Here is a 25937-nt window from a genome sequence, read left to right as displayed (position 1 = left end):
CTCTGCGAGAATGGTCCGTACCCATCCAGACTGGAGGTTCGCCATGCACCGTTTCGTCCCTGGCCTTCTGCGTGTTGTCCTGCTGGTCGGCCTGGCGCTGGCCGGCACGGTCCACGCGGCCGGCCCCCTGTCCGAGCTCAAGCTGTTCAAATCGACACCGATGGGGCAGGGCCTGTGGCGCATGGAACTGGTCTCCAGCGACGACCCGCAGATGGCCCGCGGCGCAGCCGCCATGGGCCAGACCGGCCTATGCATGGACGTGGCCAGGCAGATGTCCAGGAACACCCCCGCCGAAGACCCCCGGTGCACGCCCCAGGTCCTGCGCAACACCGACAGCCAGGCCGAGATCGAGATCAGCTGCAAGGACGGCGGGAGTTCACGCATGCTCATGACGCGCGAGAGCGAGAAGAGCTACCTGATGGACACCACCGTCAGCAAGGACGGCAAGCAGCGCAACTTCAAGGTCCGCTACACCCATGCCGGCGCCTGCAAGGGTGAGGCCATGATGCAGTTCGACAAGAACAGCCCCATGTGCAAGCAGATGGACCCGGCCCGGATGCTGGCCCGCTGCGCCAGCCTGCCCGAGTCCTCACGTGCGCAGTGCGAGCAACAGATGAAGGGCCTGGCAGCGTCCTGCCAGTGAGAAGCAGCGCAGAACTTGTGAAGAAATCGTAGCGAGCGGCCCTAGCGCAAGGCGGACGGAGCGCAGCCACCGGAACGTACTTCACGTACGTGAGGATGGCGAGCACCGCCCAACGCAGCGATCGGGCCGCGCAGTAGATTTATTCGCAAGTTCTCAGTTCTGTAGCGCGGCCCACATGGCCTGGTCGCGCTCGGCGGTCCAGATGCGCGGGTTCTTGATGCCGCTGGCCTCGTCATAGGCGCGGCTCACGTCGAAGGGCAGGCAGTGCTCGTAGATGAAGACGTGGCCGAACACCGGGTCCATGCGCTTGCGCGCGTGCGCCATGGCCGCTTTCAGGTCCATGCCCTGCGCCACGGCCTCCTTGCCGGCCTGGTAGAGCGTCTCGACCCAGCGCTTGGTGTAGTCCAGCGCCTTGTTGACGTTGGCGTTGCCTTTCATGGCTTCGCCGCGGCCGGGCACGATGTATTCGGCTTTCAGCGCACGCAGGGCTTCCAGCGTGGCCGGCCATTCGGCCAGTTGCGCATCGCCGGTGTAGACGCCGGCCTCGTACTCGACCAGGTCACCCGAATACAGCACCTTCTCCTCTTCCACCCAGGCAATGGTGTCGCCGCGCGTGTGGCCGGGGCCGGGGCTCCAGATCTGCACCACCACGCCGCCCAGGTTGATGGACAGCTTGCCCGGCACCTCGCCCTTGACCGGGTTGCCGCCGCCGATGACCATGGTGGGCCAGGTCAAGCCCGGCACGGTCTCGGCGTTGCGGAACAGGCGCGGGAAACGCTCCATCTCGCTTTTCATGTCCTGCGCCCCGCGCTCTTTGATCAGCTCCAGCGTGCCCTGGCTGGCAATGATCTCGGTGGCGCCCTCGGCGGCGTAGGCATAGGCGCCCAGCACGCGCACCGCGTGGTAGTGGGTGAGCAGCACGTACTTGATGGGCAGGTCGCTGACGGTACGGATCTTGGCGATCAGGTCGCGCGCCATGGCCGGGGTGGCGGTGGCGTCGCTGACCATGATGAAGCGCTCGCCGATGATGACGCCGGAGTTCGGGTCGCCCTCGGTGGTGTAGGCCCAGCAGTGGGGGCTAAGCTGCTCGAAGGTGGTCTTCTTGTCGGTCAGGTCGGCTTGCGAGGCAAAGGCTTTGCTCATGGGAACTCCGGGGGACACGCCGCGAGGCGAAAGGGCCGATTTTACTGAGGTGCAATCGATTACGGATACCGGAATCAAGCCATCCCGGCCACCGGCCACACCACGCCGTTGTCGTTGAGGATGGCCTCCAGCGGCACGTCGTGCGGCTCGGGCTCGAAATCGTCCAGATAACCCTGGGTGTAGCCCAGTCCCACGGTGTAGGGCTTGGGGCTCAGGGTGGCCAGGGTGCGGTCGTAGAAACCGCCGCCGTAGCCCAGGCGGTAACCACCCGGCCCGTAACCCACACAGGGCACGAAGAGCAGGGTGGGCACGATGATCTCCGTGTCCCTGGGCTTGGGGATGCCATAGGCATCCTCTTCCATCGGGCAACCGGGGTACCAGGCGTGGAAGGTCAGGGTCTTGTGCACCTTGTCGATCACAGGCAGGCCGATGCGTCGCGGCTGCGCGTTGTCGAGCAGCTCGCCATCCTCTTTCCAGCGGTGCAGGGCCGGCAAGGGATCGAATTCGCCCTTGATGGGCCAGTAGGCGCCAATCACGAGATCGCTGCGCCCCACGAGCCAGATGCGCATGACCTGTTGCAAAAGCGCCGCACGCTGTAGGCGATCGGACAGGTTCAAACGTTCAGTAATGAGCCGCTGGCGCAGGTTTTTCTTCTCTTGCGCCCTTTTTGCCTCGGATGTGTCCATAATTTCCACATGCAGTTTCAAGTCATTCTGACAGCTATCGCCCTGACGGTGGGTCTGGCCCTGCCCGCGGCAGCCGCGCCGACCAAGGCCAAGCCCCGGGCCAAGCCCGATCAGGACGCGCTGATCACCGACATGGCTGAAGCCTACAAGAAACCCGACAGCAAGCGTCTGACCGCCCTCTTGCCCCAGGTCCAGGGCCATGTGCTGGAGCCCTGGGCGGCCTACTGGGAGCTCAGCGCCCGCCTGGAAGACGCCAGGCCGGCCGAAGTCGAGAGTTTCCTGAGCCGTTATGCCGGCACCTACCAGGAAGACCGCCTGCGCAACGACTGGCTGCTGCAACTGGGCAAGCGTCGCGACTGGACCCGCTTCACGGCCGAGTTGCCACGCTACCGCATGGGCGACGACCCGGAAGTCCGCTGCCACGCCCTGCACGCCGCTTACGCCACCAGCAACGAGGACGTGGCCGCCCAGGTGCAGGAGCTCTGGCTGGCCCAGCGCGACCCGGATGAGGGCTGCGCCGCCGCCGCCGAGCGCCTGATCAAGGACGAGAAACTCGACCCGATGGTGGCCTGGCGCCGCGCGCGCCTGGGCTTCGAATTCGACAAGCCGCGCATCGCCCAGCAGGCCATCAGCCTGCTCAACCCGGACTGGGCGAGCGGCCTCAACACCCTCTACACCAACCCCAAGCGCTACCTGGACGAGAAACTCACGGCCCTGCGCCCCAAGACCCGCGAATGGGTCACCCTGGCCCTGATCCGTCTGGCCTCCAGCGACCCGCAGGCCGCCGCCGAAGAGGTGAGCAAGCTGCGCTGGCGCGCCCAGCTCACGCAGGAGGAGCGCAGCTGGGTCTGGGGCGTGATCGGCAAGCGTGCCGCGCGCACCCTCTCGGACAAGGCCCTGGGTTACTACGCCAACGGGCAGGACATGCACATGCACGGCGACCACCTTGTGTGGAAGGTGCGTGCCGCCCTGCGCGCCAACGACTGGCAGCAGGTCCACGACAGCATCGCCGCTTTAAGCGAATCGCAGATGCGCGACCCGACCTGGATCTACTGGCGCGCCCGCGCCCTGCTCGCGCTGCAGGCGACCAACGCCGAACTGCGCGCGCGCACCCTGCTGCAGTCCATCGCCTCGCCGCGTGGTTTCTACGAGCAGCTGGCCATGGAAGAGCTGAGCCAGCGCATCAGCGCACCGGCCGCGCCGGCGCCGCTGACTGAAGAGGAGTTGCAGGCAGCACGTGACAACGAAGGCCTCAAGCGCGCGCTGCACGCCATCCAGATCGGGCTGCGCACCGAGGGCGTACGCGAGTGGAACTACAGCACCAACCTGCACCAGCGCGGCGGCATGAGCGACCGCGAGCTGCTGGCCGCCGCCGCCGTGGCCTGCGAGCTGCACGTCTGGGACCGCTGCATCAACGCCAGCGAACGCACCCGCACGGTGATCGACGTCTCGCAGCGTTTCCCCACCCCCTTCCGCCAGGAAGTGCAGCAACGCGCCAGTTCCACCGGCCTGGAGCCAGCCTTCGTCTACGGCCTGATCCGCCAGGAAAGCCGTTTCATCCCCGACGCCAAGTCCGGCGTGGGCGCAGCCGGCCTCATGCAGGTCATGCCGGCCACGGCGCGCTGGACGGCGCGACGCATCGGCATGCACAACTTCAAGCCCAAGCAGATCACCGAACGCGACACCAATATCGCCATCGGTACGGGTTACCTCAAGCTGGTGCTGGATGCCTTCGACGGCTCCATGCCCCTGGCCGCCGCGGCCTACAACGCCGGCCCCAGCCGCTCCAAGCTCTGGCGCGGCCAGACCGGCGACCCGGTGCTCGAAGCGGCCATCTGGACCGAGAACATTCCCTTCGGCGAGACGCGCGACTACGTCAAGAAGGTGCTGTCCAACACGGTGAACTACGCCGCCGTGCTGACGGGCGAGCCCCAATCGCTCAAGGCCCGCCTGGGTTTTGTCGGCCCGCTGGGCGTGGACAAGCCCGAACCTGCTGAGGAGTTGCCATGAACGCGCACGGCCGCTCCGAAGCGTTCATTCCGCAGCGCTTGGCGCGGAGGGTTCTCCAATGAAACGCGTGCTCCTGCTGGGCGGTACGGGTTTCGTCGGCCGCCATGTCTGCGAACATCTGGCGCGCCTGGGCTGGTCCATGACGGTGCCCACGCGCCGCGCCGCCAACGCCAGCGCAGTGCAGCACCTGCCGCGCCTCACGGTGCTCGAAGCCGACGTGCACGACGAGGCTACGCTGCGCCAGCTGCTCGTCGGCCACGACGCGGTCATCAATCTGGTGGCCATCCTGCACGGCGATGAAGCCGCCTTCCAGCGCACCCATGTCGACCTGCCGGACAAGCTGGCACGCGCCTGCCTCACCACCGGCGTGAAACGCCTGGTGCATGTCGGCGCGCTGGGCGCCGAGCCGGCCGCAACCGACACCGCCCCCTCGCGTTACCTGCGCAGCAAATCACGCGGCGAGGCCGTGCTGCAGAAAGCGGCGGCCCAGGGTCTGCAGCTCACCGTGCTGCGCCCCAGCGTGATCTTCGGCGCCGATGACCGCTTCCTCAACCTCTTCGCCGCGCTGCAACGCGTCTTCCCCGTGATGCCGCTGGCCGGTGCCGGCGCCCGTTTCCAGCCGGTCTGGGTCGAGGACGTGGCCCGGGCCATGGTGCATTGCCTGCAGGACACGCGCACCATCGGACTGACCTACGAACTCGGCGGCCCCGCCGTCCACACGCTCAAGGCGCTGGTGCAACTCGCCGGCCGCGCCGCCGGAGTGCCCCGCCCTGTCGTCCCCCTGCCCATGGCCATCGGCCGGCTGCAGGCGCTGATGATGGAGCTGGCCCCGGGCCAGCCCCTGATGAGCCGCGACAACCTCGACTCGATGAAAGTCGACAACGTGCTCACTGGCCGTGTGCCCGGTTTCGCTGCCCTGGGCATCACGCCCACCGGCCCGACCGCCGTGGCACCGGCCTACCTCGGCGACGGCGACCCGCTGCTGGCGCTGCGCAGCCGCTTCCGGCGCCGCTAGCGCTAACATGGCCCTCCAGACAAGGAGGGGGCCATGCGCAAGCTCTACATCGGCAACAAGAACTATTCGTCCTGGTCCATGCGGCCCTGGGTGCTGCTGCGCCAGGCCGGCATTCCGTTTGAAGAAGTGCTGGTGCATTTCGACAGCTTCGACGCCAGCTCGCAGTTCAAGCAGGCCCTGTCCCAACTCAACCCCGCAGGCAAGGTGCCGGTGCTGCAGGACGACGCGCTGCTCATCTGGGACACCCTGGCCATCGCTGAATACCTGGCCGAGCAGTTCCCCGAGAAACGACTCTGGCCAGCCGACCAGGTGGCCCGTGCCCGCGCGCGCAGCGTCTGCGCCGAGATGCACTCGGGCTTTTCAGCCCTGCGCAGCCACTGCCCGCAGAACATCGAGGCATCGCTCCCCGAAATCGGTGCGCTGATCTGGCGCGACCAGACGGCCGTACGCGCCGACGTGGCGCGCCTGGTGGCCATGTGGAGCGAACTGCTGGCCCAGCATGGCGGGCCGCTGCTGTTCGGTGACTTCAGCATCGCGGATGCCTACTTTGCGCCGGTCTGCATGCGCCTGAAGACCTACGGCCTGCCCGTGCCGCCGGCCATCGCCGCCTACGTGGAGCGTGTCGCCGCCCTGCCCGGCGTGGCCGCGTGGATCGCCGACGCCCAGGCCGAGGCCGACTTCCGCGCCTTCGAAGAGCCGTACCGGCTCAAGCGCTGAAGCAAGACGCTAGACTGCAGCCCATGCAGATCTACATGGTGGGCGGCGCGGTGCGCGATGCCCTGCTCGGCTTGCCAGTCCAGGACCACGACTGGGTGGTGGTGGGAACCACGCCCGAGGAGATGGTCGCCCGGGGTTTTGTGCCCGTGGGCAAGGACTTTCCGGTCTTCCTGCACCCGGTGACCAAGGAAGAGCACGCGCTGGCGCGCACCGAGCGCAAGACCGCGCGCGGCTACAAGGGTTTTGCCATCCATACCTCGCCCGACGTGACGCTGGAGGAAGACCTGGCGCGACGCGACCTGACCGTCAACGCCATTGCCGTGCACAGCAGCCAGTGCCGGCCCGATGGGTCTTTCGAGACCACGCACCTCACCGACCCCTACCATGGGCAACGCGATATCGAGCACCGGGTGTTCCGCCACGTGACGCCGGCCTTCCGCGAGGACCCGGTGCGCATCCTGCGCGTGGCGCGTCTGTCGGCGCGCTTCACCGACTTCACCGTGGCACCCGAAACCATGGCGCTGATGCGCCAGATGGTGGAGGACGGCGAGGTCGACCATCTGGTGGCCGAGCGCGTCTGGCAGGAACTCAGCCGCGGCCTGATGGAAGCAAAGCCCTCGCGCATGTTCGACGTGCTGCGCGCCTGCGGTGCCCTGAAGCGCTTGCTGCCCGAGGTGGACCGGCTCTGGGGCGTGCCCCAACCCGAGCAACACCACCCCGAGATCGACACCGGCGTGCACCTGATGATGGTGCTGGACATGGCGACCCAGCTGAACGCGCCCCTGACCGTGCGTTTCGCCTGCCTGGGCCATGACCTGGGCAAGGGCACCACGCCCGCCGACCTGCTGCCGCGCCACATCGGCCACGAGGAGCGCAGCGTCCGGCTGCTGAAAGGCCTGTGCGAGCGCCTGCGCGTGCCCGTCGACTGCCGCGAGCTGGCCGATGTGGTGGCGCGCGAGCACGGCAACATCCACCGCAGCGGCACGCTGGGCGCGACCGCCCTGCTGCGCCTGCTGGAGCGCTGTGACGCCATCCGCAAGCCCCAGCGTTTTGCCGAGGTGCTGCTGGCCTGCGCGTGCGACGCCCGCGGCCGCCTGGGCCTGGAGCAGTCCCCTTACCCGCAGGCGGCACGCCTGCAGGGTGTGCTGGAAACCGTGCTGGCCCTGCCCACGCACGAGATTGCCGGACACGCCCTGGCCCAGGGTCACAGCGGCAAAAAGGTGGGCGAGATCATTCACGCAGCCCGTGCCCAGGCCTTGGCAAGGCACCTGGGCCTGCCGCACGAAGAGCAGGGCGCCCCCCCGGCCGAATAACCCAGCGGCCCGCTCAGGTGCTGCACACGGTCCGCCGCGCAAGCGATCCAGGCCGCATGATGGATGCATGGCCGCTCCGCCCCGCAACCTCTTCAACCCCCCACTGGCCGAGGGTGTGCGCCGTTTCGGCTTTCGCAAGTGGTACGAACGCGAACTGCTGTCCAGCCATGCCCACCTGCTGCTGACCCTGCTGTGCAGCATCGCGCTGATCGGCATGCTGGAAGTCTTCAAGGGCGGCACGCTGGAGGAAAAACTGATGGACGTGCTGCTTTTCGTCGCCAGCGGCGCCATCGGCCTGTGGGCCCTGCGGCGTTACCTCTACCTGCTCATGCACGCCGAGGAAGTGGCCAACCAGGCCAACTGTCCGGACTGCGGCACCTACGCCCGTTTCGAAGTGCTCAGCGAGGACAGGCGCAGCAACCACACCGAAGTACGCTGCCGCGCCTGTACACGCGCGTGGACCATCGAGACCTGAAGAAGCTGTCTACCGCAGATGAGACTTGACCCAGGCGGCAATTTGCGCCGGTGAGGTCATGGCCCCTGGCTGACGCGCCACCTCGCGCCCGCCCACGAACAGCGCCAGCGTGGGAATGCTGCGGATGTTGAAGCGCGCCGCGAGGTTCTGTTCGTCTTCGGTGTTGACCTTGGCCAGACGAACCTGGGGCTCCAGCTGGGCTGCGGCCTGCTCGAAGGCCGGCGCCATCATGCGGCAGGGGCCGCACCAGGGTGCCCAGAAGTCCACCAGCACCGGCACCTCGCTGCGGCCGATGTGCCGTTCGAAGGCGGCTTCGTCCAGCGCCACCGGGTGGCCGGCAAACAGGGGCTGATGGCAGCCACCGCAGTCGGGCGCCTTGCCCAGGTCTTCGACCTTGACGCGGTTGGTGGTGTGGCAGTGCGGACAGACGATATGACGCGTTTCGCTCATGGGGAGCCCCTTTCGTATTGCTCAGATAGGGGCAGGGGTACCCAATTCAAGTCGGACTCAAATGAGTTTGGCAATGCCCGCGGCCACCAGGCTCAGGAGGATGGTGGTGGTCAAGGGCAAACTGAACTCGCGACCAAAGAGCGTGAAGTTCAGGTCGCCCGGCAGGCGGCCGAAACCGATCTTCTTGAACCAGGGCGTGACAGCGTTGACCAGCAAGAGGATGAAAAAGATGACGAGCAGCCAGCGGAACATGGTTCACCAATCTGTCAAAGCGTGTGGGTGCGGTCGCCAGCGGAAAAGCCCGAGGCCAGCCAGGGCTCGCCGGTGCTCAGGCCGATGACCTTGAACAGCTCGCCCATCTCGTGTTCCATGACCAGCTTGTGCGCCTGGGCACGCGCCGGCAGCTCGGCCTGCTCCATCAGTTGGGCCAGCCCGCAGTTGAGCAGGAAACGCGCCTGCGAGCCGTAGCCCAGAACCGACAGGCCGGCCTCCTGCGCGACCAGCGCGATGCCCGTGAAATTGACGTGGGCCGTGATGTCCTTGAGGCCCACCTCGACGAGCGGGTCGGCGTCGGCCCGGTGACCGCGATGGCACATCACCGTGCCCATGTGGCGTTGCGGGTGGTAGTACTCGGCCTCGGGAAAACCGTAGTCGAGAAAGAAGGCCGCGCCGCGCTGCAGCCGCTCGGCCAGGGTGCGCACGAAGGCCTCGGCCTGCGGATGGATCTCGGTCAGGTAGTCGTAGTGGCCCTCGATCTCCACGGGCGGGCGCAAGTCCGTCGGCCGGTCGGCCCAGACAAAACGTTCGCCAGCCAGCGCCACGCCGCGTTCGTACCAGGCACCGCCCCCGCGCGCGAGCAACTGCACGGGCATGGCGTCGAGCACCTCGTTGCCCACCACCACGCCCTGCATCGTGGCCGGCAGTTCGCTGACCCACTGCACACGGTCGCCGAAGGACTGCAGCGTCTGCTGCTGGCGCGCCCGCAATGCCCCCGAGAGATCCACGATGGTGTAGCGGCGCACCTGCTCGCCCAGGGCTTGCAGCAGCTGCAGGGCCAGCGCGCCGGAACCGGCGCCGAACTCCCAGACCTCGTCGGTCTGCGTGTGCTGCAAGGCCTGACCCACCTGCACCGCCAGCGCGCGGCCAAACAGGGGCGAGAGCTCGGGCGCGGTCACGAAATCGCTGCCCGAACCCGGCATGAGCCCGAGCTTGCGCAGATCGTTCGCGTAGTAGCCCAGGCCCGGCGTGTAGAGGGCCTGGCTCATGAAGTCGTCAAAGCCGATCCAGCCCCCGGCCGCCTGGATGGCTTGCACCATGCGGGATGTCAGGGTGGTCGTTAAACTGTCGGCTGTCGTCATTTCCCCGCAATTGTCCCCCAATGTCCTCCCCTACCCGCACGGTCCTGGTCACCGGCTCGGCCAAACGCCTGGGCCGCGAGATCGCGCTCGCGCTGGCGAGTGCCGGCTGGCAGGTGGCCGTGCACTACCGCGGCTCGGAGGATGAGGCCATGCAGACGGTGGCCGACTGTGAGCAGCTAGGCGTCTCGGCCGCCGCCTTCGACGCCGATCTGGCCGATGAGGCCGCCGTGCGCGCGCTGCTGCCGCGCGTGGTCGCGCATTTCGGCCAGGTCGACGCGGTGGTCAACAGCGCCGCGCTGTTCGAGCACGACAGCGCCGAAAGCTTCGGCTACGCCGCACTGGAACGCCACCTGCGGACCAACACGGGCGCCCCCATCCTGCTGGCGCAGGCCCTGCACGCTCATGTGCTGGAGCGTGCCGGCGACGGCGTGGTGGTCAACCTGCTGGACCAGAAGCTCTGGAACCAGAACCCTGACTTCCTGAGCTACACGCTCTCCAAGGCCGCGCTGGAAGCCGCCAACACCATGCTGGCCCTGGCGCTGGCCCCGGACGTGCGCGTGGTGGGCGTGGCGCCCGGCCTCACGCTGACCAGCGAGTACCTGACGCCCGAGAAGTTCGAAGCCCTGCACAAGCTCTCGCCGCTGGGACGCTCGTCCACGCCCGAAAACGTGGCGGGCGCGGTGAAATTCGCGCTTGAAAACGCCTCCATCACCGGCACCACCCTGCTGGTGGACGGTGGCCAGCACCTCTTGCGCTTTTCGCGCGACTTTTCGATGATGTGATGACCAAAGGCACCCAGATCCTCACGCTGACCGGTTTGCGCTTCGACGCCAACCTGGGCATCCTCGACCACGAGAAGACCGCGCCGCAGCCCATCCAGGTCGACGCCGAGCTCAACCTCGGCCCGCAGCCGCTGCGGCCGCATGACGACGACATCAACCACGTGCTGGACTACCGCAAGGTGCGCCAGATCATCATCGACGAATGCCGCTCCGAGCACATGAACCTGCTCGAAAGCATGATCGGCAAGCTGGCCGACCGCCTGCTGCAGTTGCCCGGCGTGATCGGCGTGCGCGTGAAGATCGTCAAGCTGGAAATTTTCGACGACTGCGAAGTCGCCATCCGCGCCGAAACCGGCATCTGGTGACGGAACCAAACAAGTGAAATGGGGTTCCCACCCCATGCCGGGCGCATGCCCATGGAGTGAATGATGAGTGCCGTCTGGATAGACAATGAACCGGCCGTCAGCAATGACAAGGCCCTGAAGATCGAGCGCGAAACCCACAAGCTCGAGAAGCGCCTGTGCCGCAACGTCGGCCAGGCCATCATGGACTACAACATGATCGAGGAAGGCGACCGCGTCATGGTCTGCATGTCCGGCGGCAAGGACAGCTACGGCATGCTGGACATCCTCATGAAGCTCAAGGCCCGCGCGCCCATAGCCTTCACACTGGTGGCCGTCAACCTGGACCAGAAGCAGCCCGGCTTCCCCGACCACATCCTGCCCGAATACCTGAAAAACCTGGGCATCGAGTTCCACATCGAGACGCAGGACACCTACTCCATCGTCAAGGACAAGGTCCCCGAGGGCAAGACCATGTGCAGCCTGTGCAGCCGGCTGCGCCGCGGCATCCTGTACAGCGTGGCGCGCCAGCTCAGGTGCAACAAGCTCGCCCTGGGCCATCACCGCGACGACATGCTGCAGACCTTCTTCCTCAACATGTTCTTCGGTGGCAAGTTGAAGGGCATGCCCCCGAAGCTGACCAGCGACAACGGCGAGTTCATCGTGATCCGTCCCATGGCCTATGTGGTCGAGAAGGACCTGATCCGCTGGGCCGAGCACAAGCAGTTCCCCATCATCCCCTGCACGCTCTGCGGTAGCCAGGAGAACCTGCAGCGCAAGCAGATCGGCAACCTGCTGCGCGAGTGGGACAAGAAATTCCCCGGCCGCCTGGAGACCATGTTCACCGCGCTGCAGAACGTGGTGCCCTCGCACCTGATGGACGCGAAACTGCACGACTTCAAGCACCTCCAGGCCACCGGCGTGCCCGACGAAAACGGCGACCTGGCCTTCGACGAGGAAGAACTTCCCGCCGCGCCCGCCCTGCCCGGTGGCGTGCAGGTCGTCACCTTGTAACACCATGAAGCGCCTGCTGGCCCTCCTCACCCTGGCGTTGCTGCTGGGCGGCTGCTCCGGCATGCGACTGGTCGAATCGCGGGTGCGCTCGACGGCGGTGGTCACCACCGAGCGGCCGATCGAGGCCGGCGCACGCTACCGCTTCGAACGGTTGCCCTCGCAGACCGATCCGGTCGAAACCGATTCGGTGGAGGCCATCGCCGAGGCCGAGCTGGCCGAAGTGGGCCTGGTGCGCGACGAGGCGGCGGCGCGCTACAGCGTGCAGCTCACGACCCGCATGGAAGCCTATGTGGTCGACGACTGGGGCCGTCCCTACAACGGGCCGCGCGTGGGCGGCTCCATCATGATCGGCCGCGGCAACGTGGGCATAGGCATGGGCAATGTGGTGGGCATGGGCATGCGATTCCCGCCGCCCAGCCAGTACCGCCACGAAGCCACCCTGCTGTTGCGCGACCTGGGCAGCAACCAGGTGGTCTACGAAACCAGCGCGCAGCACGAAGGCCCCTGGAACGACCGCTACAACATCCTGCGCGCGGTGCTGGCCGCCGCCCTGAAGGATTTCCCCCACCCGCCGGCCGGTTCGCGCCGCGTGAAGGTCGAGATTCCACGCTGATGCAAGCGACATAACCAGGCCATGGACACCTTAACTTCCGCCAAGCGGAGCGAACGCATGTCGCGCGTGCGCTCGAAAAACACCAAGCCGGAAATGATGGTTCGCCAGCTCACGCATAGCCTTGGCTTTCGTTTTCGCCTTCATGGGGCCGGATTGCCGGGACACCCCGACCTCGTTTTCCCGAGCAGGCGCAAGGTTATCTTCGTTCATGGCTGCTTCTGGCACCGTCATAATCACTGTGCCTTGGCTCGACTGCCCAAAAGCCGCCTTGATTTCTGGTTGCCCAAGCTGGAACGCAACCGACGTCGAGACACACTCAACCGACGAGCCCTGACGCGACAGAACTGGGCCAGCTTGGTGATCTGGGAGTGTGAGTTGGTCGATCCCGTCAAGGTCATGCTAAAAACACTCGTGTTCTTGGAGGACTGACATATGGCCCTGACTTCAATGGAGCTTTTCGCTGGCGCGGGCGGTTTGGCGATGGGCGTTTCCTTGGCCGGGTTCCGCTCACAAGCCGTGGTCGAATGGGACCAATGGGCTTGCGACACCATCCGTCAAAACCAGGAACGCGGTTATCCCTTGGTTCAGGGATGGCCGGTGATCGAAGGCGATGTGCGCGCTTGGTCGAATGAACTTGACACATCGACACTGGAAGGGAAGCTAGATTTACTCGCAGGCGGCCCCCCTTGCCAGCCATTCTCCATGGGTGGCAAGCACAAGGCCAACCAAGACAGTCGCGACATGTTTCCCGCCACCGTGGACGTGATTCGCCGATTGCGCCCGCGCGCGTTCGTCGTGGAAAACGTCAAGGGATTGACGCGCTCATCCTTCCACAACTATTACCAATACATTCTTCTTCAGCTTGAATTCCCGGAGATTTCCCGCCGGGTTGATGAAAGCTGGCTGGACCACAGCCAGCGCCTCCAGCAGTTCAAGACCGCCAAGCGCCGCGCGAACACTGGCTTGAGCTACAACGTCGTGCCCACGCTCGTGAACGCGGCGAACTATGGCGTCCCACAAAAGCGCGAGCGTGTTTTCATCGTCGGATTCAGGCGCGATTTGCCGGTTCAGTGGTCATTCCCGCGAGAGACGCACTCCTTAGATGCACTACTAAGCGATCAATGGGTATCCGGCGACTATTGGGATCGGCATGAAATTTCAAGACGCGCGCGCCCTGCCCCGCCCCCAGCCCGCGCCAACCTGATTGCTCGCCTGAAAGGATTGGGCCTCCCTCCCACTCGCGAGCCTTGGCGTACCGTGCGCGACGCACTGGCGGGCCTGCCAAACCCCGAAATCACCGAGGGCGACGTGCTCAACCATCAATTTCAGGCTGGCGCGCGCGCCTACCCTGGACACACAGGAAGTCCACTTGACCTACCCGCCAAGACGCTCAAGGCAGGTGATCACGGCGTCCCTGGTGGCGAAAACATGCTGGTCACGCCCAAGGGTAAAACCCGTTACTTCACGGTACGAGAATCCGCGCGCCTGCAAACCTTTCCCGATGGATATTTCCTGCATGGTTCCTGGACGGAAGCCATGCGCCAACTGGGCAATGCAGTGCCCGTCGCACTAGGCCGCGTCGTCGCGTCCAGCGTCGCGCAGCATCTGCTGGAACACGACTTGCGCGCCACGCAATCCGCCCTCGCAAGTCCTCTTCTTGAGCACATGGCATGAACGACCCCATTCCCTACAACCCACTGGACAAGCAGAACCTGGGCGCCAGTGTCGCGGAAGCATTACTGGGTCGAAAGCCACATCCCTTGGGCGAGCTGTCCGTATTCCGTGGCGCGGGCATCTATGCCATCTACTACGAAGGACATTTCGAACCCTATCGCGCACTCAGCGCTCGCAACATCGAATCACCCGAAAACCCGATTGCCCCCATTTACGTAGGCAAGGCCATCCCCGCCGGTGGACGCAAGGGTGGCATTCAGACCAATAACGCAAAAACCAAGGCACTCTGGTCCCGCTTAAGCGAACACGCGGAAAGCATCGCCGCCACGAGCAATCTGCGCATCGAGGAATTCAAGTGTCGCCACCTGGTGGTCGATGACATCTGGATTCCATTGGGTGAATCCCTGCTCATCGCTAAGTTCACGCCTATCTGGAACGCGCTTATCGACGGCTTCGGGAATCACGACCCTGGCAAAGGTCGCTATAACGGCATGCGCCCGAAATGGGACGTGCTGCATCCAGGACGCGACTGGGCCGACAAATGCCGACCCCGACCGGAAACCCCCGAGCAAATCGCGCGTGAGGTCATCAACCACTTGGAAAACGTGCTGCCTCCGCGCACGCCCCACTTTCTGGTCGAGGAACGGCGCGCTCGCTACAAAGTCGATCCCAAGGGCTCATCAGACTGAATCCAACGCGGCGCCCATGGATCAATCCACCCGCATCCTCGCGATCCGCCACGGCGAAACCGCCTGGAACGTCGACACGCGCATCCAGGGTCACCTGGACATCCCGCTCAACGACACGGGCCGCTGGCAGGCCCAGCGCGTGGCGCGCGCCCTGGCCGCCCGCGACACCATCCACGCCGTCTACAGCAGCGACCTGCAGCGCGCCCACGACACCGCCAACGCCATTGCCAACGCCACCGGTGCGCCGCTGGCCACCCACACCGGCCTGCGCGAACGCGGCTTCGGCATCTTCGAAGGCAAGACCTACGTCGAGATCGAACAGACCTGGCCCGAAGAATCCGAACACTGGCGCAAACGCACGCCACATTGGGCCCCCGCCGGCGGCGAATCGTTGCTGCAGGTGCGCGAGCGCATCACCCGCACCCTGCACGAACTGGCCGCACGCCACCCGGGCCAGCAGATCGTGCTGGTGGCGCACGGCGGCGTGATGGACCAGCTCTACCGCGCGGCCACCGGCCAGGACCTGCAGGCCCCGCGCACCTGGCAACTCGGCAACACCGCCGTCAACCGCCTGCTCTGGACACCCGAAGGCCTGTCCCTGGTGGGCTGGGCCGACACCTCGCACCTGGAAGACAACTCGCTCGATGAAATCAGCACCTGAACATCTGCACGCCCGCCGCCAGGCCCTGATCGGCCAGAGCGTGGCAGCCATCGACACCCCCGCCCTGGTGGTGGACCTCGACGCCATGGAGCGCAACCTGCAACGCATGGCGGACTACGCCCAGGCACACGGCGTGAAGCTGCGCCCGCACGCCAAGATGCACAAGAGCGCGGCCCTGAGCCTGCGCCAGATGCAGGCCGGTGCCGTGGGCATGTGCGTGCAGAAAACCTCCGAAGCCGAGGCCCTGGCCGCGGCTGGTGTGCACAACCTCTACATCAGCAACGAGGTCATCGCTGTCCCGAAGCTGCAGCGCGTGGCGACCCTGGCGCGCACGCTGCAGTCACGCGGCGGCCGCCTGGCCATCGCGGTCGACAGCCAGCTGGGTATCGAGCAGCTGGCGCAGGCCCTGGGCAGCGGCGAGAACCTGATCGACGTGTTGGTCGAGCTCGACGTCGGGCAGAAACGCTGCGGCGTGGCCGAACCGGCCGACGTGCTGCCGCTGGCGCAGGCCATCACGCGCCACCCCGCCCTGCGCCTGGCCGGCCTGCAGGCCTACAACGGCCGCGCCCAGCACCTGCGCACGGTGGCGGAGCGCCGCGCTGCGCTGGACGAGGTCATCGCCCGCGTGCGCGAAACGCGCCGCATCGTCGAAGCCGCCGGCCTCAAGCTCCCCCTGGTCACAGGCGCGGGCAGCGGCACCTTCGGCCTGGAAGCCAGCAGCGGGGTCTTCGGCGAGCTGCAGGCCGGCTCCTACCTCTTCATGGACGCCGACTACGCGCGCAACGAGGCCGACCCGGCCCAGCCCGCTTTTGAGCACGCGCTCTTCGTCAAGAGCCAGGTCATGAGCGTGAGCCCTGGTCATGTGGTGGTGGACGCAGGCCACAAGAGCCACGCCATCGAATCGGGCCTGCCCCGCGTGCACGGCGAAGCGCTGGAAGCCACGGGCTGCAGCGACGAACACACCACGCTGCGCGCCACGGGCTCCGCCCCGCTGCCGGCCCTGGGCAGCATCCTGTGGCTGATCCCCGGCCACTGCGACCCCACGGTCAACCTGCACGACTGGATGATCGGCGTGCGCGGCGGCCTCTTGACCGGCGTGGTGGAAGAGCTGATCCGGGTCGATGCCAGGGGCTGCCTGGACTGATCCCGGGCACCAGGTCTCACCATGCCCGCCGCCGCCCTGCGTCATCGAATCCTCTGGCTGCTCGGCGGCGCGGCCCTCGCGGCCGCCGGTGCCGTAGTCCTGGCGCGCCTGGAGCTGGCCCGCCAGTTCGAAGCCTTCGAGACCAACGCCCGCATCGTGCACCGCCTGCTGAGCCAGCGCGTGGTGCAGCACGACGCCATCATGGACACGCTGGCCTTGCTGCAGGCACCCGCTGATGGCCCCCGCGCAGGTTCGCCGGAGCAGCGCCTGCCGGCCTTGTATCCGCAGATCCTCTCGGTGCAGCGACGCAACCCGGGGCAGGCCTGGGCCGATGCGAAGCTCGTCAACACCGAAGCCGAGTCGCGCCGGCTCAAGCGTCCGGCGCTCGGCGCAGTGGACTTCAGCACCGGCCAGTACCAGTTGCTGATGGCCGCCACGCCGAGCAGCTTTGCCCTCACCCTGGACCTGCGCGCACTCGCGCCCTGGAACGACTGGCCCATGGAACGCGAACGCAGCCCCGTGCGCGTCGCACTCGAACATGGCGGGCAGCAGATGGTGCTGCAGCCGGGTGTCAACGCCGATCAGGCCTCGGGCTGGTTCTTCGAATTCCGCAAACAGCTGGCGGCCGAGAGCCAGCCCTTTGAAGTCGTGGCCCAGTTGCGTGTGGGCTGGGCCGAGCTGCCCTGGGCCCGCATGCTGTTGTGGACGCTGGCCGTGGCCGCCGTGCTGACCCTGCTGCGCCAGTTCCTGCAGCAGCGCGCCGAACAGCAACGCAGCCAGGCCCTGCTGCGCCTGGGCCAGGTGGCCCGGCTCAACACCTTGGGTGAACTCGCCGCCGGCATGGCGCATGAACTCAACCAGCCGCTCACGGCCGTGCTGGCCAACACACAGGCCGCGCAACGCCTGCTGGCCGAAGACCCGCCCGAGCTGACCACGGCCCGCGGCGCCATGGAACAGGCCAGCGCCCAGGCCCGCCGCGCCGCCGAGGTGCTGGGCCGCCTGCGCCGCAGCGTGGAACGCCCCGACCCCGGCGCGCACGTGCAAGCGCTGAGCCTGAACGAGGCGGTGCACCGCGCGCTCTACCTGCTGGAGCCCGAATGCCAGCGCCGTGGTGTCACACCCGAAGTGCAGTCGCATGCCCAAGTGCAGGTACTCGCCGAACCGGTGGCGCTGGAGCAGATCGTGCACAACCTGCTGATGAACGCGCTGCAGGCCCTGGAGCAGGTGCCCACCGGTCAACGCCGCCTCACGCTGGGCCTGCAGCAGCAGAATGGCCAGGGTGAGCTGGCCGTGGCCGACAGCGGGCCGGGCATCGCCCCCGAGGTGCTGCCGCACATCTTCGAACCCTTCTACACCACGCGCAAGGATGGGCTGGGCCTGGGGCTCAGCCTGTGCGAAAGTCTGGCCAGCGGTATGGCCGGCCGGCTCAGCGTAGGTACGGTGGCACCGCGCGGCACGCGCTTTTGCCTGCAACTGCCCTTGGCCCCCACATGAACGCCCCCCAGTCCCCGCTGATCCACCTGATCGACGATGATGCGGCCGTGCGCGAGAGCCTGGCCCTGCTGATTTCCACCGTGGGCCTGCGTGTGCAGACCTGGGACCGGCCCGATGCCTTCCTCGCCGACTTTGACCGCCAGGGCATAGGCGCCATCGTGCTGGACGTGCGCATGCCCGGCATCAGCGGCCTGAGCGTGCTGGATACCTTGATCGCCCAGGGCGTGGACCAACCCATCCTCATGCTCACGGGCCACGGCACCGTGGAAATGTGCCGCCGCGCCTTCAAGGCCGGGGCCGCCGAGTTCCTGGAGAAACCTGTCAACGACGAACAGCTGCTCGAAGCGCTACAGCAAGCGGTGCGTCAGCACGTGAAGTCGCGCGAGCGGCACCAGGCCGACCGCCTGGCACGCGAGCGTTATGCCCAGCTGTCCGAGCGCGAGCGCGAGGTGCTGGGCTTGATCGTCGCGGGCCTGACCAACAAGGAGATCGGCCGCGCGCTGGACCTCTCGCCACGCACAGTCGAAACCCACCGCGCCCATCTCTTCGCCAAGCTGCAGGCCGAATCCCTGGCCCAGCTGATCCTCGCCTACGCGGCCCTGGTCGAAGCCTCTCCGTAGTTCTACGGAGCCCCGCGCGTAGCCGACCGCATGGCGGTGCGCGCCTCGTTTTCCTACAGTGAGTCCCATGGTTCGGCGGTCGCCGGGCCAGCAACCGAAATCTCACAGGAGCAAGCATGTCCACCTTCACCAAGTCCTCGGTCCTCGTCCTGGGCCTCGTCGCCGGCCTCGCCAGCGCGCAATCCGTGCGCACCGAAAAGAACATGTCCCTGGAGCTGGCCAACCAGATCGCCAGCGCTACCGTGGCCGCCTGCACCGCCGCCGGCTACAACGTGGCCGCCACCGTGGTGGACCGCGCCGGCACCGTGCGCGCCGTGCAACGTGCTGACAACGCCGGCCCGCACACCCTGGAAGCCAGCCGCCTGAAGGCCTACACCTCGGCCTCGGCCAAGAACACCACGCTGGCCATGATGGAGGGCGCGCAGAAGAACCCGGCCGCGGCCAATCTGGTCCACATCCCCGGTTACCTGCTGCTCGGCGGCGGCGTGCCCGTGAAGGTGGGCAATGAAGTCATCGGCGCCGTGGGCGTGGGCGGTGCACCCGGCGGTCATCTGGACGAACAATGCGCCGTGGCCGCCATCGCCAAGGTGCAGGACCAGCTGAAGTAAGCACACGGCACCGCAGAGGAGAACTCCCATGACCACCCTACGTCACGTTCTAGGTATCTCCCTGCTGGCCCTGGCAGGCCTGGCGACTGTCGCCAGCCTGCCGGCGCAGGCCCAGGTGCCCCCCTCACCGGCCGAAGCCGCGGCCTACACCGGCCTGCACGCGGCTGCCTGGGCCGGCGACCTGCCGCGACTGCAACAGCTCATCAGCGCCACGGACAAGGCCAGGCTCAACGCACGCGACCCTTATGGCCGTACGCCCCTGCATGTCGCCACCTATGCGCGCCAGCGCGGCGCCATCCAGGCCCTGGCCCTGGCCGGCGCCGACCTGAACCTGCTGGAGAGCGACCGTTACGACACCGTCACCATCGCCTCCGTGGCGGATGACGAAGAGACACTACGGCTCTTGCTGCAGCTCGGCGCCAAGGCCGGCCAGACCACGAGTCGTTACGACGGCACGGCCCTGATCGCCGCGGCCCACCTGGGCCACGATGGCGTGGTCCGCCAGCTGATCGCCGCCGGCGCGCCGCTGGACCATGTGAACAACCTGCACTGGACCGCCGTGATCGAATCCATCGTGCTCGGCGACGGTGGTGCGCGCCACCAGGCCACGCTCAAGGCCTTGATCGACGCTGGCGCCAAGCTGCAGCTCAAGGACCGCATGGGACAGACGCCGTTGGCGCTGGCTCGAGCACGAGGTTACGGGGCCATGGAAAAGATGCTGCTGGCGGCAGGGGGAAAGTAAACCCGGCATCAGGGTTGTTGCGAGGGTGGTCCAGGACAAAACCTGATCAGAATGGCGGCATGAGCCCCAGCCAGATCATCGTCCTCGCCACCCCCGTCTTCCTGCTGCTGATCGCCATCGAATACGCCTGGGGCATCGCCAAGGGCCGCAATACCTACCGCCTCAACGACGCTGTCAACAGCATCGGCCTGGGCATGCTGAGCCAGATCAGCGCCGTGCTCACACGCCTGCTGCGCGTGGGCATCTACACCGCGGTCTACGGCTGGGTGGCGCTCTGGCACAACGAGAGCTTCTGGATGAGCTGGGCCGGCTGGCTGCTGGCCCTGGTCTTCTACGACTTCTGCTACTACTGGCTGCACCGCGCCGGCCACGAGGTGGCGGTGTTCTGGGCCGCGCACGTGGTGCACCACCAGAGCCAGGACTACAACCTCTCCACCGCGCTGCGCCAGACGTCCAGCGGCGCGCTGTTGGGCTGGGTCTTCTACCTGCCCATGGCCCTGGCCGGTGTGCCGCCCCTGGTCTTCGGCATCGTGGCGCTGATCGACCTGCTCTACCAGTTCTGGGTGCACACCGAACACGTGGGCAAGCTGGGCTGGTTCGACCGCTGGTTCTGCAGCCCCTCCAACCACCGCGTGCACCACGCCGTGAACGACTCTTATGTGGACCGCAACTACGGCGGCATCCTCATCGTCTGGGACCGGCTCTTCGGCAGCTTCAAGGAAGAAGACGAGCGCTGCGTCTACGGCACGCGCAGCCCACTGGACAGCTGGGACCCGCTCTGGGCCAATGCCGAGGTCTACTGGGACCTGCTGCGCACGAGCTGGCACGCACGGTCATGGGCCGACAAGCTGCGGGTCTGGTTCAAGCCCCCGGGCTGGCGCCCGGTCGATGTGGCTGAACGTTTTCCCAAGCCCGCCTTCGACATCAAGCGCCTGCAGCGTTACGACCCGCCGGCCAGCCGCGCGGTGTTGTGGTTCGGCGGCCTGCATTTCCTGGCGCTGCTCGGGGGTGTGGTGCTCTTCCTCTGGCACGCCGACCGCCTGGCCCTGTCCGAGTCTGTCGTCTGGCTGGCCGCCTTGAGCACCGTGCTCTGGTGCACCGGCGCCGTGTTGCAGGGGCGTCTCTCCATGACCGAGGTGCTGCTCATCGAAGCGGCCGCCCTGTCCACCGCCTGCGCGGCCACCGGCCTGCTGGAACTGCACCGCGTCTTCAAGCCCCTGACGATGCTGATTGCTATTATTTTGGTAGCGCACATCGCCGGCTTGCGTCCAGGGGCCCTGCTGCTGCTCGCCCTGGCCGGCTCGCTGGCGGGTGATGTCTTCCTGATGTTCCCGGCTTATTTCATCCCGGGCCTGGTCAGCTTCCTCTGCGCCCACCTGGCCTATATCGCCCTGTTCAAACGCGGCCAGGCCTGGTTCCCGAGCCGGCGCGCGCTGCTCATCCCCCTGGGTGTCGCTGCGCTCATGTACGCCGTGCTGTGGACTGGCGGCCTGCCGGTGGGACTGCGCGGTCCGGTGGCGGCCTATGTGCTGGTGATCGCACTGATGGCGGCCCAGGCCATCGGCCGTGCCACGGTCCGGGGTGACAAGCCGGCCGTCTGGGTTGCCGTGGGCGCGGGCTTCTTCATGCTGAGCGACACGCTGCTGGCGCTCAACAAGTTCGTGTCGCCGCTGCCGCTCTCGCAACTCTGGGTGCTGTCCACCTACTACATCGCGCAAGTGCTGATCGTGCGCGGCATGCTGTCCACGCTCAGTCCTCGCTGACCTCGACCAGCTTGTCCGACTTCGAGAACACCCAGGCCACCAGGAAGCCGGCCGAGGCGTCCTCGCGGCGCTGCACCAGCGGGCTGCCTTCGAACACGGCCCCGCGCAGGTCGTCGTACTTGATGAAGGCCCCCATCCACATGTCGCCGTATTTGCGACCCAGGGAGACGATGTACTGCGAGCCCGAGGCGCCGCCCGAGGCGCTGTAGGTCGGCCGCTGGGTCGTGGCGTACTGCGGGGCCACGTCGTAGAAATAGCCGTGGTAACCACGGTCGCCGTAGATCCAGCCGCCCTGCAGGCCCAGGTTCCAGCCGCCGGCCAGCACGTTGCGCAGGTCCAGGTTGAGCTTGGGGTGGAAGATCCAGCCCACGTGTTCGAAGCGGCCGAAGTTGACGGCGAACACCGAGCGCAGGGGCAGGCGCAGGTCCAGGTTGTTGTGCTTGCGCTGGTCGTAGTAGAGGTGGACCTGCACCTCGGGGCCGATCTCCAGCGTGGGGTCCAGGTCGGGCATGTTCTGGCGCGCGCTGCTGTCCTTGCTGCTCACCGGCACCGAGCCGTTGACGCTGATGTCCATTTCCACGCGCTCGCTGCGAAACAGCAGACCGCGCACACGGTCGCGGTCCACCTGCAGGAACTTGCCGCGGTACTGCACATAGGGCGTGGGCAGCACATAGGTGCGCCGCTCGGCCGCGCCGCGGTAGAGCGGAAAGTCGATCGCGGCCACCCCCGCGCCGAGTTCCCACTCGGGTTTGAGTTCGGCCCGGGCGGACAGGCCCGGCAAGACGAGCAGCAGGCCCAGCAAGGTGCGAAAGATCATCGGCTTGTCATGCGTTCAGTTGTTAGAGGAGCTCATCCGTGCGCCACCACCTCGTCGCGCGCGATGCGCCCGTCCACCAGCTCCACGGTGCGGTCGCAGCGCGCAGCCAGGCGCGGGTCGTGGGTGACCACGATGAAGGAGGTGCCGCGTTCGGCGTGGATGCTGCGCAGCAGGGCAAAGACCTCGTCGGAGGAGGCCGTATCCAGGTTGCCGGTGGGCTCGTCGGCCAGCACGAGGGCCGGGTTCATGACCAGGGCGCGCGCAATGGCCACGCGCTGCTGCATGCCGCCCGAGAGTTCGGAGGGCCGTTTGTCCATGGCGCGGCTCAGGCCCACAGCAGCCAGCAGTTCGCGCGCGTGCTGCTCGTGCTTCGCGCTGACCCGACCTTCGGTCATGAGCACGGGCAGCGTGACGTTCTCCACCGCGCTGAAGGCCGGCAGCAGGTGATGGAACTGGAACACGAAACCCAGGGTGCTGCGCCGGCGCAGCGTGAGGCCGCCGTCGTCCAGTGCCTGCACCTCCTCGCCCTGCAGCAGGTAACGGCCCACGCTCATGCGCTCGAGCAGTCCGATGATGTTGAGCAGCGTGCTCTTGCCCGAACCCGAGGGCCCGATCAGGGCCATGAACTCCCCGCGCCGCACGTTCAGGTCCAGGCCATGCAGCACCTCGGTCTCGTTGGGCTGGCCCAGGTTGTAGCTCTTGCGGACGTTGTCCAGCTCGATGAGCAGATCGGCGCTGTTGCTCATCGTCAGATCCGGATAGCTTGCGCCGGGTCCATGGCGGCTGCGCGCCGCGCCGGGGCGATCGCGGCCAGCACGCCGCAGACGGTGGCGATGCCCGCCACTTTCAGCGCAGTGGCCAGCGGCAGGGTGATGGAGAACAGCGGCAGGCCGTCCGAGCCGCGCACGAAATGCGTGAAGGCCCAGATCAGCGCGACCGCCAGCACGATGCCCAGGGCCGAACCCAGCGCGCCCACCACCGCGCCCTGCACCAGGAAGACACGCAGCACCTGGCCGCGCGTGGCACCCATGGCCCGCAGGATGCCGATCTCGCGGCGCTTCTGCACCACCGACACCACCAGCACGCTGGCAATGCCCAGCACCACCACGATCATCACCACGCCGCGGATCAGCGAGGTGCTGACCGATTGCGCGTTGAGCGCCGAGACCAGCTGGGCATTGTTCTCCTGCCAGCTCTCGACCTTGTAGGGATAACGCTGGCGCAGCTGCGCGGCGAGTTCACTCGCGGTCCACACGTCCTTGAGCGTCATGTCCAGCACGGTGGCGCCCCCGGGCAGGCCCAGCAGGCTTTGCGCCGCGCGCAGCGGCACGATGACGGTTCGGCGGTTGAGGTCGCGCACGCCCAGGTCCACGAGCGCGGTCACGCGCAGGGCGTCGCTCACGTTGCGGCCGCCCACCGTGGTCTGCAGCGTCACCCGGTCGCCCACCCGCACACCCAGGTCGGCTGCGAGATCGCGCCCGAGGATGGCCTCGCCCGGGTCCAGCCGCGCCGTGCCGCTGACGACCTTGCTGCGCAGGCCGACGATGCGGTCATAACGGTCCAGCTCCACACCCATGAGGGCGATGGCCTGCGTGGCCTCGCCGCGCAGCGCCAGGCCCGAGCCCGAAACCATGGGCGAGACGGCGGCAATGTCGTCGCGCTGCTCCAGCAGCGGCAGCAGGGCCTGCCAGTTGGCCACCGAGCGCAGGCGCTGCACACGCGGCTGCGTTTCGGTCAGGGCCGGGGTGCCGTCGGCCAGGCGGGCGGGTGTCACTGCATCGTCCAGCGCGCGCAGGGTGATGTGGGCCTGCGCGCCCAGCGTCTTGGTCAGGGTGCTGCCCTGCAGGCCGGAGATCAGCGCGGAGATGTAGGCCACCACGGCCACGCCGGCGGCGACACCGACGATGATGAGCAGGGTCTGCATGCGGCCCTCGCGCAGGAAGCGCAAGGCGACGCGGAGTTCGAAGCCGAGCCAGGACACCATGCGTCCCCGGGCTCAGCGCCCCATGGCGTTGGTCAGGGCCGAACCGGCGCCGCCCGCCCCATCGGCGCCCCGTGCGGCGGACAATCCAGACGGTAACCAGGGAACCACCAGCACGGTGACGCGCTGGCCGGACTTGAGCGCGGTACCGGTCAGCACCACATCACCGACGCGCAGGCCCTCCAGCACTTCCACCGCGGCCAGCGTGCGCAGGCCCAGGCGCAACTGGCGCTCCTGCACCTGGCCATCCACGGCCACCCAGACGCTGGCGCTGTCGGCATTGACCTTGCGCAGCACGCTCAGCGGCAGGGCCAGGGCCTGTTCGCGACGGGCCGTCTCGACTTCCACCGACAAAGTCATGTCCTCGCGCAGGAAAGCCGGGGGCTCTTGCGTTACGGTGAACTTGACCTCGATGGCACCACGCTGCGCATCGACCACCGGCGCAATGCTGAGCACCTTGGCCGCAAAGCGCTGGCTGGCAAACGCGTCGGCCACCACGGTGGCGCTCTGCCCCACCTGCAGTTGGTCGAGAAAACGCTCGTCCACCTGGGCCACGAGTTGCGTGGGCCCGGCCAGGGCCAGATTCAGCAGGGCCTTGCCCGGCTGCACGATCTGGCCCGGCTCGACCATGCGCGCGAGCACGCGCGCGTCGGCCGGCGCATCGATGCGGGTCTGCTCCAGGCGCGCACGCGCCGCGGTCACGGCAGCGCGCGCCGCGCCCTGCTGGGCCAAGGCCACGTCGACCGCACGCCGCGCTTCATCGAGTTGCGCGGCGCTGTAGAAGTTCTGCTTGACCAGCTGCTCGGCACGGGCCAAGGTGGCGCGTGCCGCCTGCAGCGTGGCCTCGGCCTGGCGCTCGGACGCCACGGCCTGGGCCTCGGCGGCCTTGAGCTCGTCGGTCTCCAGGCGCACCAGCACCTCGCCGCGTTTCACCTGCGCGCCTTCGCGTACCAGCACCCGCTCCACCCGGCCGGTGACCGTGCTGCCAACCTCGACGCGCGAGAGCGTGGCCACGCGGGCCGAGAACTGCAGGGTGCGCAGCAAGGGGCCGGGCGCCATGAGCAGCCCCTCGGCACGCGGCGCACGCCAGGCCAGCGCTGCCATCCAGGCCAGCGCCAGCACCAGCACGACGGCCAGCACGAGCCAGCGCGCCTTGCCGGAGAGTTTGAGGAACTTGAGCATGG

The 25937-nt window shown here is 67.2% G+C and carries 29 protein-coding genes; 20 read left to right on the top strand and 9 right to left on the bottom strand.

Translation table 11 applies throughout. The annotated features are described in order from the left end of the window. Positions 1–43 precede the first annotated feature (43 nt). On the top strand, positions 44–643 hold the full coding sequence (locus AC1RRP_RS09385) for a DUF3617 family protein (protein ID WP_493035443.1): 600 nt from the start codon (positions 44–46) through the stop codon (positions 641–643). 153 nt (positions 644–796) lie between these two features. On the opposite strand, the gene AC1RRP_RS09380 is transcribed toward AC1RRP_RS09385, so the two are convergent. Continuing rightward, positions 797–1786 carry an MBL fold metallo-hydrolase gene (locus AC1RRP_RS09380; RefSeq protein WP_493035441.1) on the bottom strand — a complete coding sequence of 330 codons (990 nt, stop codon included), beginning with the start codon at positions 1784–1786 and terminating at the stop codon, positions 797–799. Positions 1787–1860: 74 nt separating this feature from the next. Next, on the bottom strand, positions 1861–2472 hold the full coding sequence (locus AC1RRP_RS09375; protein WP_493035439.1) for a 5-formyltetrahydrofolate cyclo-ligase: 612 nt from the start codon (positions 2470–2472) through the stop codon (positions 1861–1863). 9 nt (positions 2473–2481) lie between these two features. Here AC1RRP_RS09375 and AC1RRP_RS09370 point away from each other — a divergent pair, with 9 nt between their 5' ends. From AC1RRP_RS09370 to AC1RRP_RS09350, 5 genes are all read left to right on the top strand, one after another. Beyond that, on the top strand, positions 2482–4482 hold the full coding sequence (locus AC1RRP_RS09370) for a lytic transglycosylase domain-containing protein (protein ID WP_493035437.1): 2001 nt from the start codon (positions 2482–2484) through the stop codon (positions 4480–4482). A 58-nt stretch (positions 4483–4540) separates the two neighbouring features. Continuing rightward, positions 4541–5497 (top strand): complex I NDUFA9 subunit family protein, encoded by a 957-nt coding sequence (locus tag AC1RRP_RS09365; RefSeq protein ID WP_493035433.1) that lies wholly within the window; start codon positions 4541–4543, stop codon positions 5495–5497. Between the two features lie 33 nt (positions 5498–5530). Continuing rightward, positions 5531–6214, top strand: coding sequence for a glutathione S-transferase family protein (locus AC1RRP_RS09360; RefSeq protein ID WP_493035431.1), 684 nt, complete (start codon positions 5531–5533; stop codon positions 6212–6214). A gap of 23 nt (positions 6215–6237) precedes the next feature. Further along, positions 6238–7527 carry a multifunctional CCA addition/repair protein gene (locus AC1RRP_RS09355; RefSeq protein WP_493035429.1) on the top strand — a complete coding sequence of 430 codons (1290 nt, stop codon included), beginning with the start codon at positions 6238–6240 and terminating at the stop codon, positions 7525–7527. A gap of 67 nt (positions 7528–7594) precedes the next feature. Then, positions 7595–8002 (top strand): hypothetical protein, encoded by a 408-nt coding sequence (locus tag AC1RRP_RS09350; RefSeq protein ID WP_493035427.1) that lies wholly within the window; start codon positions 7595–7597, stop codon positions 8000–8002. A gap of 9 nt (positions 8003–8011) precedes the next feature. Here AC1RRP_RS09350 and trxC read toward each other — a convergent pair whose 3' ends face one another. The 3 genes from trxC to AC1RRP_RS09335 are packed head-to-tail and all read right to left on the bottom strand — an operon-like array spanning position 8012 to position 9810. After that, positions 8012–8452, bottom strand: a complete 441-nt coding sequence (gene trxC / locus AC1RRP_RS09345; RefSeq protein ID WP_493035425.1) for a thioredoxin TrxC — start codon at positions 8450–8452, stop codon at positions 8012–8014. A 57-nt stretch (positions 8453–8509) separates the two neighbouring features. After that, positions 8510–8704: a DUF2905 domain-containing protein gene (locus tag AC1RRP_RS09340; RefSeq protein WP_493035423.1), complete on the bottom strand. Its 195-nt coding sequence runs from the start codon at positions 8702–8704 to the stop codon at positions 8510–8512. 14 nt (positions 8705–8718) lie between these two features. After that, complete coding sequence (locus AC1RRP_RS09335; RefSeq protein WP_493035421.1) at positions 8719–9810, bottom strand: class I SAM-dependent methyltransferase; 1092 nt, start codon at positions 9808–9810, stop codon at positions 8719–8721. 20 nt (positions 9811–9830) lie between these two features. Here AC1RRP_RS09335 and AC1RRP_RS09330 point away from each other — a divergent pair, with 20 nt between their 5' ends. From AC1RRP_RS09330 to AC1RRP_RS09265, 14 genes are all read left to right on the top strand, one after another. Then, complete coding sequence (locus tag AC1RRP_RS09330) at positions 9831–10592, top strand: SDR family oxidoreductase (RefSeq protein WP_493035419.1); 762 nt, start codon at positions 9831–9833, stop codon at positions 10590–10592. Then, positions 10592–10957, top strand: a complete 366-nt coding sequence (locus tag AC1RRP_RS09325; protein WP_493035417.1) for a dihydroneopterin aldolase — start codon at positions 10592–10594, stop codon at positions 10955–10957. Before AC1RRP_RS09330 ends, AC1RRP_RS09325 begins: the two co-directional genes overlap by 1 nt. Positions 10958–11020: 63 nt before the next feature. Beyond that, positions 11021–11947 carry a tRNA 2-thiocytidine(32) synthetase TtcA gene (ttcA, locus tag AC1RRP_RS09320; RefSeq protein ID WP_493035415.1) on the top strand — a complete coding sequence of 309 codons (927 nt, stop codon included), beginning with the start codon at positions 11021–11023 and terminating at the stop codon, positions 11945–11947. A 4-nt stretch (positions 11948–11951) separates the two neighbouring features. Next, complete coding sequence (locus tag AC1RRP_RS09315; protein WP_493035413.1) at positions 11952–12560, top strand: DUF4136 domain-containing protein; 609 nt, start codon at positions 11952–11954, stop codon at positions 12558–12560. Between the two features lie 21 nt (positions 12561–12581). Continuing rightward, positions 12582–12989: a very short patch repair endonuclease gene (locus AC1RRP_RS09310; protein ID WP_493035411.1), complete on the top strand. Its 408-nt coding sequence runs from the start codon at positions 12582–12584 to the stop codon at positions 12987–12989. 3 nt (positions 12990–12992) lie between these two features. Beyond that, positions 12993–14234 (top strand): DNA cytosine methyltransferase, encoded by a 1242-nt coding sequence (locus AC1RRP_RS09305; RefSeq protein ID WP_493035409.1) that lies wholly within the window; start codon positions 12993–12995, stop codon positions 14232–14234. Then, the gene (locus AC1RRP_RS09300; RefSeq protein ID WP_493035408.1) at positions 14231–14923 is read left to right on the top strand and encodes an Eco29kI family restriction endonuclease; all 693 of its coding nucleotides are present in this window, start codon (positions 14231–14233) and stop codon (positions 14921–14923) included. The genes AC1RRP_RS09305 and AC1RRP_RS09300 overlap by 4 nt, the downstream gene beginning before the upstream one ends. Positions 14924–14939: 16 nt before the next feature. Next, positions 14940–15584 carry a histidine phosphatase family protein gene (locus AC1RRP_RS09295; RefSeq protein ID WP_493035406.1) on the top strand — a complete coding sequence of 215 codons (645 nt, stop codon included), beginning with the start codon at positions 14940–14942 and terminating at the stop codon, positions 15582–15584. Next, positions 15568–16728 (top strand): DSD1 family PLP-dependent enzyme, encoded by a 1161-nt coding sequence (locus tag AC1RRP_RS09290; RefSeq protein ID WP_493035404.1) that lies wholly within the window; start codon positions 15568–15570, stop codon positions 16726–16728. Before AC1RRP_RS09295 ends, AC1RRP_RS09290 begins: the two co-directional genes overlap by 17 nt. 21 nt (positions 16729–16749) lie before the next feature. Beyond that, positions 16750–18222, top strand: coding sequence for a sensor histidine kinase (locus AC1RRP_RS09285; RefSeq protein ID WP_493035402.1), 1473 nt, complete (start codon positions 16750–16752; stop codon positions 18220–18222). Continuing rightward, the gene (locus AC1RRP_RS09280; protein ID WP_493035400.1) at positions 18219–18842 is read left to right on the top strand and encodes a response regulator transcription factor; all 624 of its coding nucleotides are present in this window, start codon (positions 18219–18221) and stop codon (positions 18840–18842) included. Before AC1RRP_RS09285 ends, AC1RRP_RS09280 begins: the two co-directional genes overlap by 4 nt. 116 nt (positions 18843–18958) lie before the next feature. Beyond that, positions 18959–19450: a GlcG/HbpS family heme-binding protein gene (locus AC1RRP_RS09275; RefSeq protein WP_493035398.1), complete on the top strand. Its 492-nt coding sequence runs from the start codon at positions 18959–18961 to the stop codon at positions 19448–19450. A 28-nt stretch (positions 19451–19478) separates the two neighbouring features. Next, the gene (locus AC1RRP_RS09270) at positions 19479–20192 is read left to right on the top strand and encodes an ankyrin repeat domain-containing protein (RefSeq protein ID WP_493035396.1); all 714 of its coding nucleotides are present in this window, start codon (positions 19479–19481) and stop codon (positions 20190–20192) included. Positions 20193–20251: 59 nt separating this feature from the next. After that, positions 20252–21955 (top strand): lysoplasmalogenase family protein, encoded by a 1704-nt coding sequence (locus AC1RRP_RS09265; RefSeq protein ID WP_493035394.1) that lies wholly within the window; start codon positions 20252–20254, stop codon positions 21953–21955. On the opposite strand, the gene AC1RRP_RS09260 is transcribed toward AC1RRP_RS09265, so the two are convergent. The 4 genes from AC1RRP_RS09260 to AC1RRP_RS09245 are packed head-to-tail and all read right to left on the bottom strand — an operon-like array spanning position 21942 to position 25935. Next, positions 21942–22772: a MipA/OmpV family protein gene (locus AC1RRP_RS09260; RefSeq protein WP_493035392.1), complete on the bottom strand. Its 831-nt coding sequence runs from the start codon at positions 22770–22772 to the stop codon at positions 21942–21944. The two genes, AC1RRP_RS09265 and AC1RRP_RS09260, sit on opposite strands and share 14 nt — an antisense overlap. Positions 22773–22804: 32 nt before the next feature. Further along, complete coding sequence (locus AC1RRP_RS09255; protein WP_493035390.1) at positions 22805–23518, bottom strand: ABC transporter ATP-binding protein; 714 nt, start codon at positions 23516–23518, stop codon at positions 22805–22807. A 2-nt stretch (positions 23519–23520) separates the two neighbouring features. After that, positions 23521–24756 carry an ABC transporter permease gene (locus AC1RRP_RS09250; protein ID WP_493035388.1) on the bottom strand — a complete coding sequence of 412 codons (1236 nt, stop codon included), beginning with the start codon at positions 24754–24756 and terminating at the stop codon, positions 23521–23523. Between the two features lie 12 nt (positions 24757–24768). Continuing rightward, a complete protein-coding gene (locus tag AC1RRP_RS09245) occupies positions 24769–25935 on the bottom strand; it encodes an efflux RND transporter periplasmic adaptor subunit (RefSeq protein ID WP_493035385.1) in 1167 nt (388 codons plus the stop codon). Between the last annotated feature and the right edge of the window lie 2 nt (positions 25936–25937).

The sequence above is a fragment of the Hylemonella sp. GW821-FHT12C09 genome, from assembly GCF_058807395.1.
The sequence above is the reverse complement of the archived record's forward strand: the minus strand, read 5'-3'. Positions and strand labels throughout refer to the sequence as shown.

Excerpts from the sequence above, each read along its gene's own strand:
- AC1RRP_RS09385 (WP_493035443.1), top strand. The coding sequence starts at position 44 with ATGCACCGTTTCGTCCCTGGCCTTCTGCGTGTTGTCCTGCTGGTCGGC.
- AC1RRP_RS09380 (WP_493035441.1), bottom strand. The coding sequence starts at position 1,786 with ATGAGCAAAGCCTTTGCCTCGCAAGCCGACCTGACCGACAAGAAGACC.
- AC1RRP_RS09375 (WP_493035439.1), bottom strand. The coding sequence starts at position 2,472 with ATGGACACATCCGAGGCAAAAAGGGCGCAAGAGAAGAAAAACCTGCGC.
- AC1RRP_RS09370 (WP_493035437.1), top strand. The coding sequence starts at position 2,482 with ATGCAGTTTCAAGTCATTCTGACAGCTATCGCCCTGACGGTGGGTCTG.
- AC1RRP_RS09365 (WP_493035433.1), top strand. The coding sequence starts at position 4,541 with ATGAAACGCGTGCTCCTGCTGGGCGGTACGGGTTTCGTCGGCCGCCAT.
- AC1RRP_RS09360 (WP_493035431.1), top strand. The coding sequence starts at position 5,531 with ATGCGCAAGCTCTACATCGGCAACAAGAACTATTCGTCCTGGTCCATG.
- AC1RRP_RS09355 (WP_493035429.1), top strand. The coding sequence starts at position 6,238 with ATGCAGATCTACATGGTGGGCGGCGCGGTGCGCGATGCCCTGCTCGGC.
- AC1RRP_RS09350 (WP_493035427.1), top strand. The coding sequence starts at position 7,595 with ATGGCCGCTCCGCCCCGCAACCTCTTCAACCCCCCACTGGCCGAGGGT.
- trxC (WP_493035425.1), bottom strand. The coding sequence starts at position 8,452 with ATGAGCGAAACGCGTCATATCGTCTGTCCGCACTGCCACACCACCAAC.
- AC1RRP_RS09340 (WP_493035423.1), bottom strand. The coding sequence starts at position 8,704 with ATGTTCCGCTGGCTGCTCGTCATCTTTTTCATCCTCTTGCTGGTCAAC.
- AC1RRP_RS09335 (WP_493035421.1), bottom strand. The coding sequence starts at position 9,810 with ATGACGACAGCCGACAGTTTAACGACCACCCTGACATCCCGCATGGTG.
- AC1RRP_RS09330 (WP_493035419.1), top strand. The coding sequence starts at position 9,831 with ATGTCCTCCCCTACCCGCACGGTCCTGGTCACCGGCTCGGCCAAACGC.
- AC1RRP_RS09325 (WP_493035417.1), top strand. The coding sequence starts at position 10,592 with ATGACCAAAGGCACCCAGATCCTCACGCTGACCGGTTTGCGCTTCGAC.
- ttcA (WP_493035415.1), top strand. The coding sequence starts at position 11,021 with ATGAGTGCCGTCTGGATAGACAATGAACCGGCCGTCAGCAATGACAAG.
- AC1RRP_RS09315 (WP_493035413.1), top strand. The coding sequence starts at position 11,952 with ATGAAGCGCCTGCTGGCCCTCCTCACCCTGGCGTTGCTGCTGGGCGGC.
- AC1RRP_RS09310 (WP_493035411.1), top strand. The coding sequence starts at position 12,582 with ATGGACACCTTAACTTCCGCCAAGCGGAGCGAACGCATGTCGCGCGTG.
- AC1RRP_RS09305 (WP_493035409.1), top strand. The coding sequence starts at position 12,993 with ATGGCCCTGACTTCAATGGAGCTTTTCGCTGGCGCGGGCGGTTTGGCG.
- AC1RRP_RS09300 (WP_493035408.1), top strand. The coding sequence starts at position 14,231 with ATGAACGACCCCATTCCCTACAACCCACTGGACAAGCAGAACCTGGGC.
- AC1RRP_RS09295 (WP_493035406.1), top strand. The coding sequence starts at position 14,940 with ATGGATCAATCCACCCGCATCCTCGCGATCCGCCACGGCGAAACCGCC.
- AC1RRP_RS09290 (WP_493035404.1), top strand. The coding sequence starts at position 15,568 with ATGAAATCAGCACCTGAACATCTGCACGCCCGCCGCCAGGCCCTGATC.
- AC1RRP_RS09285 (WP_493035402.1), top strand. The coding sequence starts at position 16,750 with ATGCCCGCCGCCGCCCTGCGTCATCGAATCCTCTGGCTGCTCGGCGGC.
- AC1RRP_RS09280 (WP_493035400.1), top strand. The coding sequence starts at position 18,219 with ATGAACGCCCCCCAGTCCCCGCTGATCCACCTGATCGACGATGATGCG.
- AC1RRP_RS09275 (WP_493035398.1), top strand. The coding sequence starts at position 18,959 with ATGTCCACCTTCACCAAGTCCTCGGTCCTCGTCCTGGGCCTCGTCGCC.
- AC1RRP_RS09270 (WP_493035396.1), top strand. The coding sequence starts at position 19,479 with ATGACCACCCTACGTCACGTTCTAGGTATCTCCCTGCTGGCCCTGGCA.
- AC1RRP_RS09265 (WP_493035394.1), top strand. The coding sequence starts at position 20,252 with ATGAGCCCCAGCCAGATCATCGTCCTCGCCACCCCCGTCTTCCTGCTG.
- AC1RRP_RS09260 (WP_493035392.1), bottom strand. The coding sequence starts at position 22,772 with ATGATCTTTCGCACCTTGCTGGGCCTGCTGCTCGTCTTGCCGGGCCTG.
- AC1RRP_RS09255 (WP_493035390.1), bottom strand. The coding sequence starts at position 23,518 with ATGAGCAACAGCGCCGATCTGCTCATCGAGCTGGACAACGTCCGCAAG.
- AC1RRP_RS09250 (WP_493035388.1), bottom strand. The coding sequence starts at position 24,756 with ATGGTGTCCTGGCTCGGCTTCGAACTCCGCGTCGCCTTGCGCTTCCTG.
- AC1RRP_RS09245 (WP_493035385.1), bottom strand. The coding sequence starts at position 25,935 with ATGCTCAAGTTCCTCAAACTCTCCGGCAAGGCGCGCTGGCTCGTGCTG.